The organism is Streptococcus sp. CF8-6, from assembly GCF_024295845.1.
Classification (GTDB): Bacteria; Bacillota; Bacilli; order Lactobacillales; family Streptococcaceae; genus Streptococcus; species Streptococcus oralis_BO.
The window spans coordinates 460,919-474,197 of record NZ_JANCOF010000001.1; the positions used below are offsets into that span (position 1 = coordinate 460,919).

Consider the following 13,279-nt stretch of genomic DNA (forward strand, 5'->3'; position numbering starts at 1 on the left):
ACTTTTTTTCTATAATTGTGATATAATAAAATAAAATTTTGAATATAGAGAGTTTTCTGACAATGAATCAATCCTACTTTTATTTAAAAATGAAAGAACACAAACTCAAGGTTCCTTATACAGGTAAGGAGCGCCGTGTGCGTGTTCTTCTGCCTAAAGATTATGAGAAAGACACGGATCGTTCTTATCCTGTTGTTTACTTTCATGACGGGCAAAATATCTTTTATAGTAAAGAATCTTTCATTGGTCACTCGTGGAAGATTATCCCAGCCATCAAGCGTAATCCTGATATCAGTCGCATGATTGTCGTTGCCATTGACAATGATGGTATGGGGCGGATGAATGAGTATGCGGCTTGGAAGTTCCAAGAATCTCCTATTCCGGGGCAGCAGTTTGGCGGTAAGGGTGTGGAGTATGCCGAGTTTGTCATGGAGGTGGTCAAACCTTTTATCGATGAGACCTACCGTACCAAAGCTGACCGCCAGCATACGGCTATGATTGGCTCGTCACTAGGAGGAAATATTACCCAGTTTATCGGACTAGAATACCAAGACCAAATTGGTTGTCTAGGTGTCTTTTCATCTGCTAACTGGCTCCATCAAGAAGCCTTTAATCGCTACATCGAGCGCCAGAAACTATCGCCTGACCAGCGTATCTTTATCTATGTAGGAACAGAAGAAGCAGATGATACGGACAAGACCCTGATGGCTGGTAATATCAAACAAGCCTATATCGATTCGTCTCTTCGGTATTACCATGATTTGATAGCAGGTGGGGTGCACTTAGATAATCTTGTCTTGAAAGTTCAGTCTGGTGCCATCCATAGTGAAATCCCTTGGTCGGAGAATTTACCAGACTGTCTCCGTTTTTTTGCAGAGAAATGGTAAGTTAGAAAAGGAGAAACCCAATGCATATCGAAAACCTTAGCCACTGGAGTGGCAATCTTAATCGTGAAATGTACCTCAACCGTTATGGACATGCTGGGATTCCAGTTGTTGTTTTTGCTTCATCTGGTGGTAGTCACAACGAATACTATGATTTTGGTATGATTGATGCCTGTGCTTCCTTTATCGAAGAAGGGCGCGTCCAGTTCTTTACTCTCTCCAGTGTGGACAGTGAGAGCTGGTTGGCCACTTGGAAAAATGGTCATGACCAGGCGGAGATGCATCGTGCTTATGAACGCTATGTGATTGAGGAGGCCATTCCTTTTATCAAGCATAAGACAGGTTGGTTTGATGGCATGATGACGACTGGTTGCTCGATGGGGGCCTACCATGCACTTAATTTCTTCCTCCAGCATCCAGATGTCTTTACCAAGGTGATTGCCCTCAGTGGTGTTTACGACGCGCGTTTCTTTGTTGGCGATTACTACAATGATGATGCTATTTACCAAAACTCGCCTGTAGATTATATCTGGAATCAAAACGACGGATGGTTTATCGATCGTTACCGTCAGGCAGAAATCGTCGTTTGTACGGGCCTTGGTGCCTGGGAACAAGACGGTCTACCATCTTTCTACAAGCTTAAAGAAGCCTTTGACCAGAAACAAATTCCAGCCTGGTTTGCTGAATGGGGACACGATGTCGCCCATGACTGGGAATGGTGGCGCAAACAAATGCCCTATTTTCTTGGACACCTGTATCTATAAAAGGAGTTGCCTATGAATTACCTTGTTATTTCTCCCTACTATCCGCAAAACTTTCAACAGTTTACCATCGAGCTAGCCAATAAAGGCATTACAGTCTTGGGGATTGGTCAAGAACCTTACGAACAACTAGATGAACCTTTGCGCAATAGCCTGACCGAGTATTTCCGTGTGGACAATCTTGAGAACATAGACGAAGTCAAACGTGCTGTTGCCTTTCTGTTCTACAAACATGGCCCAATCGACCGCATCGAATCTCACAATGAATACTGGCTTGAGCTGGACGCAACACTCAGAGAGCAATTCAATATTTTTGGTGCCAAACCAGAGGACCTCAAAAAGACCAAGTTTAAGTCTGAAATGAAGAAACTTTTCAAAAAAGCAGGCGTTCCTGTGGTACCTGGAGCTGTTATCCAGACGGAAGCAGATGTGGATAAAGCAGTGAAAGAAATCGGTCTACCAATGATTGCCAAACCTGATAATGGAGTGGGAGCGGCCGCAACCTTTAAGCTTGAGACAGAAGACGATGTAAATCACTTTAAGGCTGAATGGGACCATTCAACCGTGTATTTCTTTGAGAAATTTGTCACTTCTAGTGAAATCTGTACCTTTGACGGGCTTGTGGACAAGGATGGCAATATCGTCTTTTCAACGACTTTCGATTATGCCCATACACCACTTGATCTGATGATTTATAAGATGGACAATTCCTACTATGTACTCAAGGATATGGATCCCAAACTGCGTAAGTATGGCGAGGCCATTGTCAAGGAATTTGGTATGAAAGAGCGCTTTTTCCATATCGAGTTTTTCCGTGACGGGGACGACTACATTGCCATTGAGTACAATAACCGTCCTGCAGGTGGCTTTACCATTGATGTTTATAACTTCGCTCACTCCTTGGATCTCTACCAAGGTTATGCGGCGATTGTTACAGGTGAAGAGTTCCCAGTATCAGAGTTTGAACCACAGTATTGTTTGGCTACTTCTCGCCGTGCCAATGCCAACTATGTCTATTCAGAAGAAGACTTGCTTGCTAAGTACAGCCAGCAATTCAAGGTCAAAAAAATCATGCCAGCAGCCTTTGCAGAGCTACAAGGGGACTACCTTTATATGTTGACCACTCCGAGTCGCCAAGAGATGGAGCAGATGATTGCAGATTTTGGTCAACGTCAAGAATAACGATTAGGACAAAAGGAGTTTGACTTCTTTTGTCCTTTTCTTAAAGATAAGTTAAATAAAGCGTTTTCCATAGATTCTTTTAGAAAAGATATTGCTAAAAGGCCTAAAAATTGATAGAATAAGGATTGTCTAAAAAAATTTAAGGAGAATCTATCAAATGGATTTTACATGGGCTATTAAATATGCCACAGAATTCTTGGGAACTGCTATTTTGATCATTCTTGGTAATGGTGCAGTTGCTAACGTTGAACTTAAAGGTACGAAAGGTCACCAAAGTGGCTGGCTCGTTATCGCGGTTGGTTATGGTATGGGGGTTATGATCCCAGCCTTGATGTTTGGTAACGTATCTGGTAACCACATCAACCCAGCTTTCACTCTTGGACTTGCTGTTAGTGGTCTTTTCTCTTGGGATCAAGTTCCATTTTACATCCTAGCACAAGTTTTGGGAGCAATCTTCGGTCAAGCTTTGGTTGTAGCGACTCACCGTCCTTACTACTTGAAGACAGAGAACCCTAACAATATCTTGGGTACCTTCTCAACAATTTCAAGCATTGACCACGGTACAAAAGAATCACGTTTTGCAGCTACTGTTAACGGCTTCCTCAATGAGTTTGTAGGTTCATTTGTTCTTTTCTTTGCAGCACTTGGTTTGACTAAAAACTTCTTTGGTGCAGAGGTTCTTCAATACATGAAACAAATGGCTACTCAAGCTGGACAAACTGTTGATTTAAGTGAATTGGCAGTGAAAGCTCAAGTAGCTCCACATACAGCTGCTGGGATCTCAGTTGCGCACTTGGCACTTGGTTTCCTAGTAATGGCCTTGGTAACTTCACTTGGTGGACCTACTGGTCCTGGTTTGAACCCAGCTCGTGACTTTGGACCTCGTCTTCTTCACGAACTCCTTCCAAAATCAGTTCTTGGTCAACACAAGGGTGATTCAAAATGGTGGTATGCATGGGTTCCAGTTGTAGCTCCAATTGCAGCGGCTATTGCGGCAGTAGCACTATTTAAACTACTTTACCTATAAGAAATGAAACTGGGGAATCCCAGTTTTTTTCTTGTAAAATTTCTAAATAAAATAGATATGGCTTGTAAAATATTCGAAAATCCTTTAAAATAAAAGAGTTGGAGGAATATATGAACGTGAATGAGATTGTTCGGATCATTCCGACTTTGAAAGTTAATAATCGAAAATTAAATGAAAGATTTTACATTGAAACCCTGGGGATGAAACCTTTGCTGGAAGAGTCTGCCTTTCTTTCCCTAGGCGACCAGACAGCTACGGAGAGATTGATTTTAGAAGAGGCTCCAAGCATGCGAACACGCAGAGTTGAAGGGCTTAAGAAGCTAGCTAGACTCTTGATAAAGGTTGAGAATCCTTCTGAAATCGAGGCCCTTCTTTCTCAGATGAAGTCTCTTCCTCGTCTATTTAAAGGAAACCGAGGGTATGCTTTTGAGATTGTTTCACCTGAAGAGGATGTGATTCTTGTTCATGCGGAAAATGATGTAAGAGATCTGGTTCCACTGGAAACTGTTCCTGAATTTTATTCAAATACAAGTATAAAATACGTGAGCCAATTTGAGGTTTCTATGGAGTTGCATTTGCCTGAGGGGACAGAGAGTTTACTTGATCCTGAAGGAGTAGCGCCAGCAATTACCTTTACTAAAGGGCAAGGACCAGATTTGGCTGTTGAAAACAATGTCACTTGGGACCTGACGATGTTAAAATTTTTAGTCAAGAATTTTGATCTAACCAGTCTTCGTCAGAAATTTGAAAAGACAGGCTACTTTGTCCCTAAGTCTGAAAAATTCTTCCTTGGTAAAGATACCAATAACATTGAATTGTGGTTTGAAGAAGCATGAAGTGGGAAAAAATTCTAAGAAAAATAGAAAATCAAATCGAGGCAGGGATTTATCCCGGGGCCTCTTTTGCGTATTATAAGGATGGTGAATGGAAAGAGTCTTATCTAGGATTGAGTGATCCAGAACGGGGCTTAAAGACAGAAAGCGGTTTGGTTTATGATCTGGCTAGTGTGAGTAAGGTCGTGGGAATGGGGACGGTTTTTACCTTCTTGTGGCAGCAGGGCACATTCGATATTGAGCGACCGGTAACGGATTTTTTACCGGAGTGTGATTATCCTGATATCACTATACGGCAGCTTCTGACCCATGCCACAGACTTGGACCCCTTTATTCCCAATCGAGACAAGTTAAGGGCAGAGGAATTAAGAGAAGCCATGTTTCACCTCAACAGACGAAATCAGCCAGCCTTCCTATACTCGGACGTTCACTTTTTACTCTTAGGATTTCTTTTGGAAAAAATCTTTGACCAAGACTTGGATCAGATTATAGAAGAACAAGTTTTGGAACCATGGGGAATGAAAGAGACCAAGTTTGGTCCCGTTGAGCAAGCTGTACCAACAGTGAGAGGAGTAGAGGCCGGAATCATTCACGATCCCAAAGCCCGTCTATTAGGGAAACATGCAGGAAGTGCTGGTTTGTTTTCGACTGTTAAGGATTTGCAGATCTTCCTGGAACATTACTTGAAAGATGATTTTGCTGCAAACTTAAGTCGAAATTACTCTCCCTTAGAGGATAAAGAGCGTTCGCTAGCTTGGAACCTGGAGGGTGCCTGGCTCGACCATACGGGCTATACTGGTACCTTCATTATGTGGAATCGAGAGAAGCAGGAGGCGGCTATCTTTTTATCCAATAGAACGTATGAAAAGGATGAGCGTGCCCAGTGGATAGTTGACCGAAATCAAGTCATGGAAATGATTCGTCAAGAAGAGTAGGGGGAAGCATGTCAAAAACCGTAAAAGGAACTCTGTATACAGTAGTAGCAGGGATTGCTTGGGGCTTGTCTGGAACCAGTGGCCAATATCTGATGGTACACGGAATTTCCGCTCTAGTCTTGACCAATTTGCGACTTATCATTGCAGGTTTGGCACTGGTGTTCTTATCCTATACGACTTCAAAGGATAAACTCTATGCTTTTTTAAAAGACAGAAAAAGTCTGCTATCTCTGTTGCTATTTGCAGTGTTCGGACTTTTCTTAAACCAGTTTGCCTATCTTTCTGCCATTCAGGAGACCAATGCTGGAACAGCGACAGTTCTCCAGTATGTGTGCCCCGTTGGGATCTTGGTTTATACTTGTATGAAGGATAAGGTAGCTCCGACACTGGCTGAGATTATTTCGATTGGATTAGCAATTGGAGGAACCTTTCTGATCGCTACGCACGGGAAAGTTGACCAGTTGTCTGTCACACCTGCTGGTCTTTTCTGGGGCCTCTTTTCAGCCTTGACCTATGCCCTCTATATCATCCTTCCCATCGCTTTGATTAAGAAGTGGGGCAGTATTTCGGTGATTGGTGTCGGGATGGTTAGTTCTGGTGTAGTGGCTCTTCCCTTTACAGGAGTTTTACGGGCTAGCATACCGACTAGCCTAAATTTTCTCTTTGCATTTGCTGGGATTATCATCATCGGAACGGTCTTTGCCTATACAGCTTTCCTAAAAGGAGCTAGTCTGATAGGCCCTGTTAAGTCTAGTTTATTGGCTTCCATAGAGCCAATTTCAGCCGTTTTCTTTGCCTTTCTGATTATGAAGGAACAGTTTTATGAGATTGATTTTGTCGGTATGGCCATGATTTTACTAGCCGTGACCATTATTTCATTGAAAGATTTACTGCTGGAAATAAAGAGTAAGTAATTAAAAAATCCACTCAATCGAGTGGATTTTGTGTGTATAGATGATTAGTCTTTATTTTCGTGTGGCAAAATCAAGTTTAAGATAATTCCTGTCATAGCTGATAGAGCAGTACCTGAAAGTGTAACGGGACCAAGTTTGAGGATGGCTCCACCGAGTCCAAGTACCAACATGGCACTAGCAATGATGAGGTTACGCATCTGGCTGAAGTCAACGCGCTCTTTAATCAAAACTTTTAGACCGTTGCTGGCGATAACTCCGTAGAGAAGGATGGACATGCCACCAAGCACAGCATTTGGAATGGTTGAAATCAAGGCAGTGAATTTACCTAGGAAGCTAAGAGCAATGGCGATGAAGGCCGCGTTACGGATAACAGAGACAGAAGCGATACGAGTCATCCCGATAACCCCTGTATTTTCTCCGTAGGTCGTGTTAGCTGGTCCACCGAGGAAGGCAGATACTGATGTCGCGATACCGTCACCGAGAAGGGTACGGTGAAGTCCTGGTTCTTTCAGAAATTGACGGCCACAGATTTGGCTCAAGACCGTGTGGTCTCCGATGTGTTCTGAAATGGTTACAATAGCGATTGGTAAGATGGCGATTGTTTCAGGGCCAAAGTATAAGTTGTACTCTTTAAAGGCACCACCCGTGCTAAATGGCAAATAGAAACCAGGAATTTCAAACCAATTGGCTTGAAGGACTGGGGTAAAGTCAACCAAACCAAGCATCATAGCGAAGATATAACCACCGATGATGGCAAAGAGGAAAGGAATGATACGAAGGAAACCTTTTCCTTTTGTATTGATAAAGGCTGCAATCAAGAACGTAACAACGGCTACAAGGGCGTTTTTCCAGTTTCCGTCTGCTACAAGTCCAGCATTCGTTACAGCAGAACCAGCAAGACCAAGACCGATAACGATAATCATAGGTCCGATAATGATTGGTGGCAAGAGTTTATCAATCCATTTCGTACCTGCAAAACGAACACTTGCTGCTACAAGGACATAGACAAAACCAGTCAGGATAACTCCAGTTTGAGCAGCAGAGACATCGCCTCCCATTTCTTTCATGGCTAGAGACATAGCTGTGATAAAGGCGAATGAAGAACCTAGATAAACTGGAACCTTAAAGCCAGTAGAAATCATGTAGATAAGTGTTCCAATACCGGAAGCGAAGAGAGCAACCGATACGGGCATTCCCAAAATTAAGGGAACGAGAATGGTTGCACCAAACATGGCAAATACGTGCTGGAAGCTTAGAAGAATACCTTTACCAGCAGAAGGACGTTGATCAACGTCTAGTAACAAGTCAACAGTTGATTCCTGTTTCATAAAAACCTCACTTTTGGGCACCAAAAAAGAGCCCATTATTTTGCAGCAATAGGCCCTCAGAGTAAGACTTTTTAAAAAATAGCTATCTTTTAAAAATTTATATAAATCTGCGCCTTCGTCACCTCACAGGATGACATTAAAAACCTTTGCTTGTGATAGTATAGCAGAAAAAAATGATTTTGTAAATCATTTTTTCCCGAGCCTGGAAATGGGAGAGCGAGGTTGATTTTGCAAATCATTTTTTCCCGAGCCTAGAAATGTAAGAGCGAGGCTGATTTTGTAAATCATTTTTTTTCCGAGCCCGGAAATGCGAGAGCGAGGTTTGATTTTGTAAATCATTTTTTCTCGAGCCTAGAAATGCGAGAGTGAGGTTCGTTTTGTAAACGAATTTTTCCCGAGCTCGGAAATGCGAGAGCGAGGTATGATTTTGTAAATTGTTTAAAGTGGGCGTTTGTTGGGCATGCCAGCCTTACGTGGATATTTATTTGGGGTTTCTTTTTTCTTTGCGACGACAGTGATGTAGCGCGGATCTCCATTTGGCAGGGCGTAGCTGAGGTTGTCCTCTACCTTACTAAAGAGGAGGTTAAGGGCATTCTTGGCTTCTAGCAATTCCTCAGGAGCATTGCTGGCCTTGAGCGCCAGTAGTTTTCCACCAACTTTAAGATAGGGAATGGTCAGTTCAGACAAGACTTGCATACGGGCAACAGCACGAGCCGTCACCACATCAAACTGAGCACGGAAGTTCTTGTCTTGGGCAAAGTCTTCTGCCCGTCCATGGTAGAAGTGAACACCATCCAAATCCAACTCTTGAGCCAAAAGCTGAAGGAAGTTGATGCGCTTATTGAGCGAATCAATGATGGTCACATCTAACTGGGGATAGAGAATTTTCATGGGCAGACTAGGAAATCCTGCACCAGCCCCGATATCAAGAAGTTTGATAGTTTCATTTGAAATCAAGCCTTGCAGAATAGGTGCAATCGAATCATAAAAGTGCTTAAGGTAGACTTCTTCTTTATCCGTAATAGCGGTCAAATTAATCCTCTCATTCCACTCGACCAAGAGTTCAAAATACCGTTCAAATTGGTTCTTTTGCTGGTCCGAAAGTGGAAGATTTTGCTCAGCTAGTAGGCTGTAAAATGTTTCTGGTTTCATAGTAGTTTCCTTCTCTAGTATCATCTTATTTTACCATATTCGTTAAAATTTTGATATACTGGTAGTAATCTAAAAGCAGAAAGGAATAAGATTATGACTTGGATTATTCTTGGAGTTTTGGCTCTGATTGTTATTTTTGTGATTGTTAGCTATAACGGTTTGGTTAAAAATCGTATGCAGACCAAGGAGGCTTGGAGCCAGATAGATGTTCAGTTGAAGCGTCGTAATGATCTCCTCCCAAACTTGATTGAAACAGTCAAAGGCTATGCGAAATATGAAGGTTCTACCTTGGAAAAAGTAACAGAACTTCGTAGACAAGTAGCTGCAGCAACTTCACCGGCAGAAGCTATGAAGGCCAGTGATGCCCTTACCCGCCAGATTTCTGGTATCTTTGCAGTAGCAGAGAATTACCCAGACTTGAAAGCTAGTGCTAACTTTATCAAATTGCAAGAAGAGTTGACCAATACAGAAAATAAAATTTCTTACTCTCGCCAACTCTACAACAGTGTTGTCAGCAACTACAATGTAAAACTTGAAAGTTTCCCAAGCAACATCATCGCAGGACTATTTGGCTTTAAAGCTGCAGACTTCCTTCAAACACCTGAAGAGGAAAAGGCAGTTCCTAAAGTTGACTTTAGCGGTTTAGGTGGCTAAGATGTTGTTTGATCAAATTGCGAGCAATAAACGAAAAACCTGGATTTTGTTGCTGGTTTTCTTCCTACTCTTGGCCTTGGTTGGTTATGCGGTTGGCTATCTCTTTATGCGTTCAGGTCTTGGTGGCGTGATTATTGCCTTGATTATTGGTCTTATCTACGCTCTGACCATGATCTTTCAATCGACAGAGATTGTCATGTCTATGAATGGGGCGCGTGAGGTTGATGAGCAAACAGCACCAGACCTCTACCATGTAGTAGAAGATATGGCCATGGTCGCTCAGATTCCCATGCCGCGTGTTTTCATCATTGAGGATTCTTCTTTAAATGCCTTTGCAACAGGTTCAAACCCGCAGAATGCAGCAGTCGCAGCAACATCGGGTCTTATGGCAATCATGAATCGCGAGGAGCTAGAAGCTGTTATGGGGCATGAGGTCAGTCATATCCGAAACTACGATATCCGCATTTCGACCATTGCTGTTGCCCTTGCCAGTGCCATTACCCTTCTGTCTAGTATGGCAGGACGGATGATGTGGTGGGGTGGCGCAGGTCGCAGACGGAGTGATAATGATCGCGATGGAAATGGTTTGGAGATTATCATGCTTGTTATCTCTCTCTTAGCCATTGTTCTAGCACCTCTCGCAGCAACCTTGGTGCAATTAGCTATTTCCCGTCAGAGGGAATTTCTGGCGGATGCATCCAGTGTGGAGCTGACCCGCAATCCTCAAGGGATGATCAATGCACTGCTTAAATTGGACAATAGCGAGCCGATGCATCAACATGTTGACGATGCCAGCAGCGCACTTTATATCAATGATCCTAAGAAAGGTGGCGGACTTCAAAAACTCTTTTATACCCACCCATCTATCTCAGAACGAATCGAACGCTTGAAACAAATGTAAAAAAATCCAGAGGTCGTCTCTGGATTTTTGCTTTTAGTATCTCGCTTTTAACTTGTTATCTCACTAAAAAATAGTATAATATATGTAATTCTATATAATTGAGGTGAATGATGTATAAGCGCTGGATGACGTCTTTCTTGATTTTGATTTTTATGCCAATTCATTTGAGTATAGCAGAGAAAATCATGCGAATAAATTCATTAACGCTATCTATCCTTTTTACACTTGTTGAACTTGCAATATTTTTATATGTAGGAAAAAAGTATGACTTGCTTCACATTCGAAAAATCTGTCTAAAAGATATTTTAAAATGTTTTCTTTCATACGCCTTGCTTTTCCTATTTTATATTTTGGTCAATTTTTTAGGCCCTACCCAATCAGGCACAACTCAAGCTGTGCACAGTTTATCACTTTTATGGTCTGTACTTTTTGTGGATCTCTGTGTTTTGGCACCTGTCACGGAAGAAATCTTTATGAGAGGTATGTTACAGGGGATAGTATTTAAGAATACCTATTTTGGATTGTTTGCCACATCGCTTCTCTTTGCTTATCTGCATGGTCCCTATACCATTCCTAGCTTTATCACCTATTTAGGTATGGGATTTGCATTTGGGATAAGGTATAAGACTTCTGACAACCTATGGAATTCCATTCTTTTGCATGTCCTCAATAATCTGGTTGCATTTTGCTTTTTGTATATGAGATAATGTCATATTAGAATGCTTTGAGCTGTAAAAAAATGATTTCTAGCTTATACAATTGAAACAAAAGCCAGTCCATAATCTGTCAGATCGACGATGCCAGCAGCGCTCTTTATATCAATGATCTTAAGAAAGGCGTATGTAAAAAAATCCAGAGAAGTGTCTCTGGATTTTTGCTATGTTCAACATTTATAAGTCTTGTAAATCGACGACTTCCAAACCATTTTCTGTCAAACGATAGATACTCGTACAGACCTCTTTTAAGAAGCGTCTGTCATGTGAAACAGTGATCAGACCGCCGGGATAGGAGCCAAATAGTTTTCTGATTTCAGGTTGAGAAGTGGGAGAAAAATTACGTGTAGGCTCATCCAGAAGGAGGAAGTTTGGTTTGCGCAACACTAAATCCAAAAGTAGGAGTTTACCTTGTTGCCCGCCAGATAGGGAGCGGATTTGGTGGTGCATCTCTGGGTAACTGAAATTGAGACTGGCTAGGTGAGATTGGATTTTCTGTAGTTCCTCTTTTTGTCCAGTGTGATTGAGGTAGGCTACTGGAGATAGCTCCAATTGCAGTTTTTTATGGTAATCTTGTGGCATATAACCAAGGGAAATCTCTCTTTTTTCGCTTAATAGTTGCTGTAACTTGGCTAACAGAGTTGATTTCCCAATACCATTTGGCCCGATGATACCGATTTTTTCTTGGCCACGGACCGTTAGTTGTAACTCCTGAGCTAAAACGCGCTGGCCAATGTACAAGTTTTCCTTTTCCAGTTGGATTAAGACTTTAGAAGCTGGTAAAGGTTGGACGTCTGAAAAGAAAAGTTGGATTTGTTCTTCTTCAAGTGGCTTTTGGATCATGGACTGAGCTTCCTTTTCAAAGCGTTTTTCTTGAGAGAGAATAGTTTTCATCTTTTTAGCCAATAGGCGACCGGCAACATCATTTTTAGTGTTACGTAAGGCAGTTTCTACATTTTGCTTAACTCGGCGATGTTTTTCCATGGTTTTGTCATAGGTTCTCTGGTCGTTAGCAGCTTGCTGACTTTGTCTGGCAAAACTAGCCTTTCTCTGCTCACTATAGCGATCATAGTCTAAATGCTCGACTAGCGTTTCCGCTTCTTTCCGGTGCTTGACCAGTCGCAAGTGGACAATAGTATCTGCCGTTTGAGAAAGAAAGTCTTCATCATGGGAAATGAAAATAACAGTTTGCCTAATCTTTTGAATCTGTCTTTTTAGCCAATCAACCGTCTCAAGGTCTAGGTCATTTGAAGGTTCATCTAAAAATAGAACCTCAAAGGTTTTTGCTAACTCGTGGATGAGCTGAATTTTCAAAGCTTCGCCCCTTGATAGACTGCCAATCTCTTGGTCGCTAGCAAAACGGTCGCTATCAAAGTGCAATTCCTCTGCCAAACGATAAAGAATGCTGTAGTCTAAATCAGCAGAATCGAAAAAGAAGTAGTCATGTAGAGTCCTATTTTTCAGAATCTCGGGGAGTTTTTGAGGAATGTAGGCCAGTGACTGATAGCTAGACTGGATGTCGCCCTTGATAGTGAAATCAGGTAATGCTTCCCCCATTAAAGCTCGTAGTAAAGTCGATTTACCATTTCCTTCTTCACCAATAATAGCAACCTTTTCCCCGTCTTGGATAGTCATGGTTAGGTCAGATACAAGATCTCGTAGATCTTTGTTTTGCGTGATAGTTAGATGGTTGATTTTTATCATATTCTTGCCCTTTCTAGAATGTCCATAGTGCATAATAAAAAGCTCTACTTTACCTAGTAGAGCCAAAGTCACTGTCAAAACTCTATTCTCCTCGTTGAAAAGCTCGTCAAACTAGCTTGAAGCTGCCTAACCCAACCCAAGAAGAGCATAGCTTTCTAGTTTTTTGATTTTCAATGAGGATAAGATACTAGAAAATCTAGTATAAAAAGAGCACACAAAAAAGAGACAAAAACAAGATCTACTAAATAAAGATTCTTTATTTGATCGACTTAGTTGTTCATGTCTCCCTTA

General features: G+C 41.8%; 13 protein-coding genes. 10 read left to right on the forward strand and 3 right to left on the reverse strand.

Going from position 1 to position 13,279, the window contains the following annotated elements:
• Positions 1-62 precede the first annotated feature (62 nt).
• From NML69_RS02200 to NML69_RS02230, 7 genes are all read left to right on the forward strand, one after another.
• Positions 63-887, forward strand: coding sequence for an alpha/beta hydrolase (locus NML69_RS02200; RefSeq protein WP_254725181.1), 825 nt, complete (start codon positions 63-65; stop codon positions 885-887).
• Positions 888-907: 20 nt separating this feature from the next.
• Positions 908-1,648 (forward strand): esterase family protein, encoded by a 741-nt coding sequence (locus tag NML69_RS02205; protein WP_000546816.1) that lies wholly within the window; start codon positions 908-910, stop codon positions 1,646-1,648.
• A 12-nt stretch (positions 1,649-1,660) separates the two neighbouring features.
• Positions 1,661-2,827: an acetyl-CoA carboxylase biotin carboxylase subunit family protein gene (locus tag NML69_RS02210; RefSeq protein ID WP_049485345.1), complete on the forward strand. Its 1,167-nt coding sequence runs from the start codon at positions 1,661-1,663 to the stop codon at positions 2,825-2,827.
• Positions 2,828-2,984: 157 nt separating this feature from the next.
• Positions 2,985-3,854 carry an aquaglyceroporin Gla gene (gene gla, locus NML69_RS02215; protein ID WP_049485344.1) on the forward strand — a complete coding sequence of 290 codons (870 nt, stop codon included), beginning with the start codon at positions 2,985-2,987 and terminating at the stop codon, positions 3,852-3,854.
• A gap of 110 nt (positions 3,855-3,964) precedes the next feature.
• A complete protein-coding gene (locus NML69_RS02220) occupies positions 3,965-4,690 on the forward strand; it encodes a CppA family protein (RefSeq protein WP_254725182.1) in 726 nt (241 codons plus the stop codon).
• Entirely contained in the window at positions 4,687-5,622 is a 936-nt protein-coding gene (locus NML69_RS02225; protein ID WP_254725183.1) for a serine hydrolase domain-containing protein, read from the forward strand. The genes NML69_RS02220 and NML69_RS02225 overlap by 4 nt, the downstream gene beginning before the upstream one ends.
• An 8-nt stretch (positions 5,623-5,630) precedes the next feature.
• Positions 5,631-6,536, forward strand: a complete 906-nt coding sequence (locus NML69_RS02230) for a DMT family transporter (RefSeq protein ID WP_254725184.1) — start codon at positions 5,631-5,633, stop codon at positions 6,534-6,536.
• Positions 6,537-6,580: 44 nt separating this feature from the next.
• Here NML69_RS02230 and NML69_RS02235 read toward each other — a convergent pair whose 3' ends face one another.
• A complete protein-coding gene (locus NML69_RS02235) occupies positions 6,581-7,864 on the reverse strand; it encodes a uracil-xanthine permease family protein (protein ID WP_049506041.1) in 1,284 nt (427 codons plus the stop codon).
• 438 nt (positions 7,865-8,302) lie between these two features.
• Positions 8,303-9,016 (reverse strand): 16S rRNA (guanine(527)-N(7))-methyltransferase RsmG, encoded by a 714-nt coding sequence (rsmG, locus tag NML69_RS02240; protein ID WP_254725185.1) that lies wholly within the window; start codon positions 9,014-9,016, stop codon positions 8,303-8,305.
• A 93-nt stretch (positions 9,017-9,109) separates the two neighbouring features.
• Here rsmG and NML69_RS02245 point away from each other — a divergent pair, with 93 nt between their 5' ends.
• From NML69_RS02245 to NML69_RS02255, 3 genes are all read left to right on the forward strand, one after another.
• Positions 9,110-9,670: a LemA family protein gene (locus NML69_RS02245; RefSeq protein WP_061587589.1), complete on the forward strand. Its 561-nt coding sequence runs from the start codon at positions 9,110-9,112 to the stop codon at positions 9,668-9,670.
• A gap of 1 nt (position 9,671) precedes the next feature.
• Positions 9,672-10,571 (forward strand): zinc metalloprotease HtpX, encoded by a 900-nt coding sequence (gene htpX, locus NML69_RS02250; RefSeq protein WP_254725186.1) that lies wholly within the window; start codon positions 9,672-9,674, stop codon positions 10,569-10,571.
• Between the two features lie 107 nt (positions 10,572-10,678).
• Positions 10,679-11,278 (forward strand): CPBP family intramembrane glutamic endopeptidase, encoded by a 600-nt coding sequence (locus NML69_RS02255; protein ID WP_254725187.1) that lies wholly within the window; start codon positions 10,679-10,681, stop codon positions 11,276-11,278.
• 183 nt (positions 11,279-11,461) lie between these two features.
• Here the strand turns inward: NML69_RS02255 and NML69_RS02260 are convergent, their stop codons facing one another.
• On the reverse strand, positions 11,462-13,021 hold the full coding sequence (locus tag NML69_RS02260) for an ATP-binding cassette domain-containing protein (protein ID WP_254725188.1): 1,560 nt from the start codon (positions 13,019-13,021) through the stop codon (positions 11,462-11,464).
• Positions 13,022-13,279 lie beyond the last annotated feature (258 nt).

Bases quoted from the DNA above. Each gene is read 5' to 3' on its own strand.
- NML69_RS02200 (WP_254725181.1), top strand. From the start codon at position 63: ATGAATCAATCCTACTTTTATTTAAAAATGAAAGAACACAAACTCAAG.
- NML69_RS02205 (WP_000546816.1), top strand. From the start codon at position 908: ATGCATATCGAAAACCTTAGCCACTGGAGTGGCAATCTTAATCGTGAA.
- NML69_RS02210 (WP_049485345.1), top strand. From the start codon at position 1,661: ATGAATTACCTTGTTATTTCTCCCTACTATCCGCAAAACTTTCAACAG.
- gla (WP_049485344.1), top strand. From the start codon at position 2,985: ATGGATTTTACATGGGCTATTAAATATGCCACAGAATTCTTGGGAACT.
- NML69_RS02220 (WP_254725182.1), top strand. From the start codon at position 3,965: ATGAACGTGAATGAGATTGTTCGGATCATTCCGACTTTGAAAGTTAAT.
- NML69_RS02225 (WP_254725183.1), top strand. From the start codon at position 4,687: ATGAAGTGGGAAAAAATTCTAAGAAAAATAGAAAATCAAATCGAGGCA.
- NML69_RS02230 (WP_254725184.1), top strand. From the start codon at position 5,631: ATGTCAAAAACCGTAAAAGGAACTCTGTATACAGTAGTAGCAGGGATT.
- NML69_RS02235 (WP_049506041.1), bottom strand. From the start codon at position 7,864: ATGAAACAGGAATCAACTGTTGACTTGTTACTAGACGTTGATCAACGT.
- rsmG (WP_254725185.1), bottom strand. From the start codon at position 9,016: ATGAAACCAGAAACATTTTACAGCCTACTAGCTGAGCAAAATCTTCCA.
- NML69_RS02245 (WP_061587589.1), top strand. From the start codon at position 9,110: ATGACTTGGATTATTCTTGGAGTTTTGGCTCTGATTGTTATTTTTGTG.
- htpX (WP_254725186.1), top strand. From the start codon at position 9,672: ATGTTGTTTGATCAAATTGCGAGCAATAAACGAAAAACCTGGATTTTG.
- NML69_RS02255 (WP_254725187.1), top strand. From the start codon at position 10,679: ATGATGTATAAGCGCTGGATGACGTCTTTCTTGATTTTGATTTTTATG.
- NML69_RS02260 (WP_254725188.1), bottom strand. From the start codon at position 13,021: ATGCACTATGGACATTCTAGAAAGGGCAAGAATATGATAAAAATCAAC.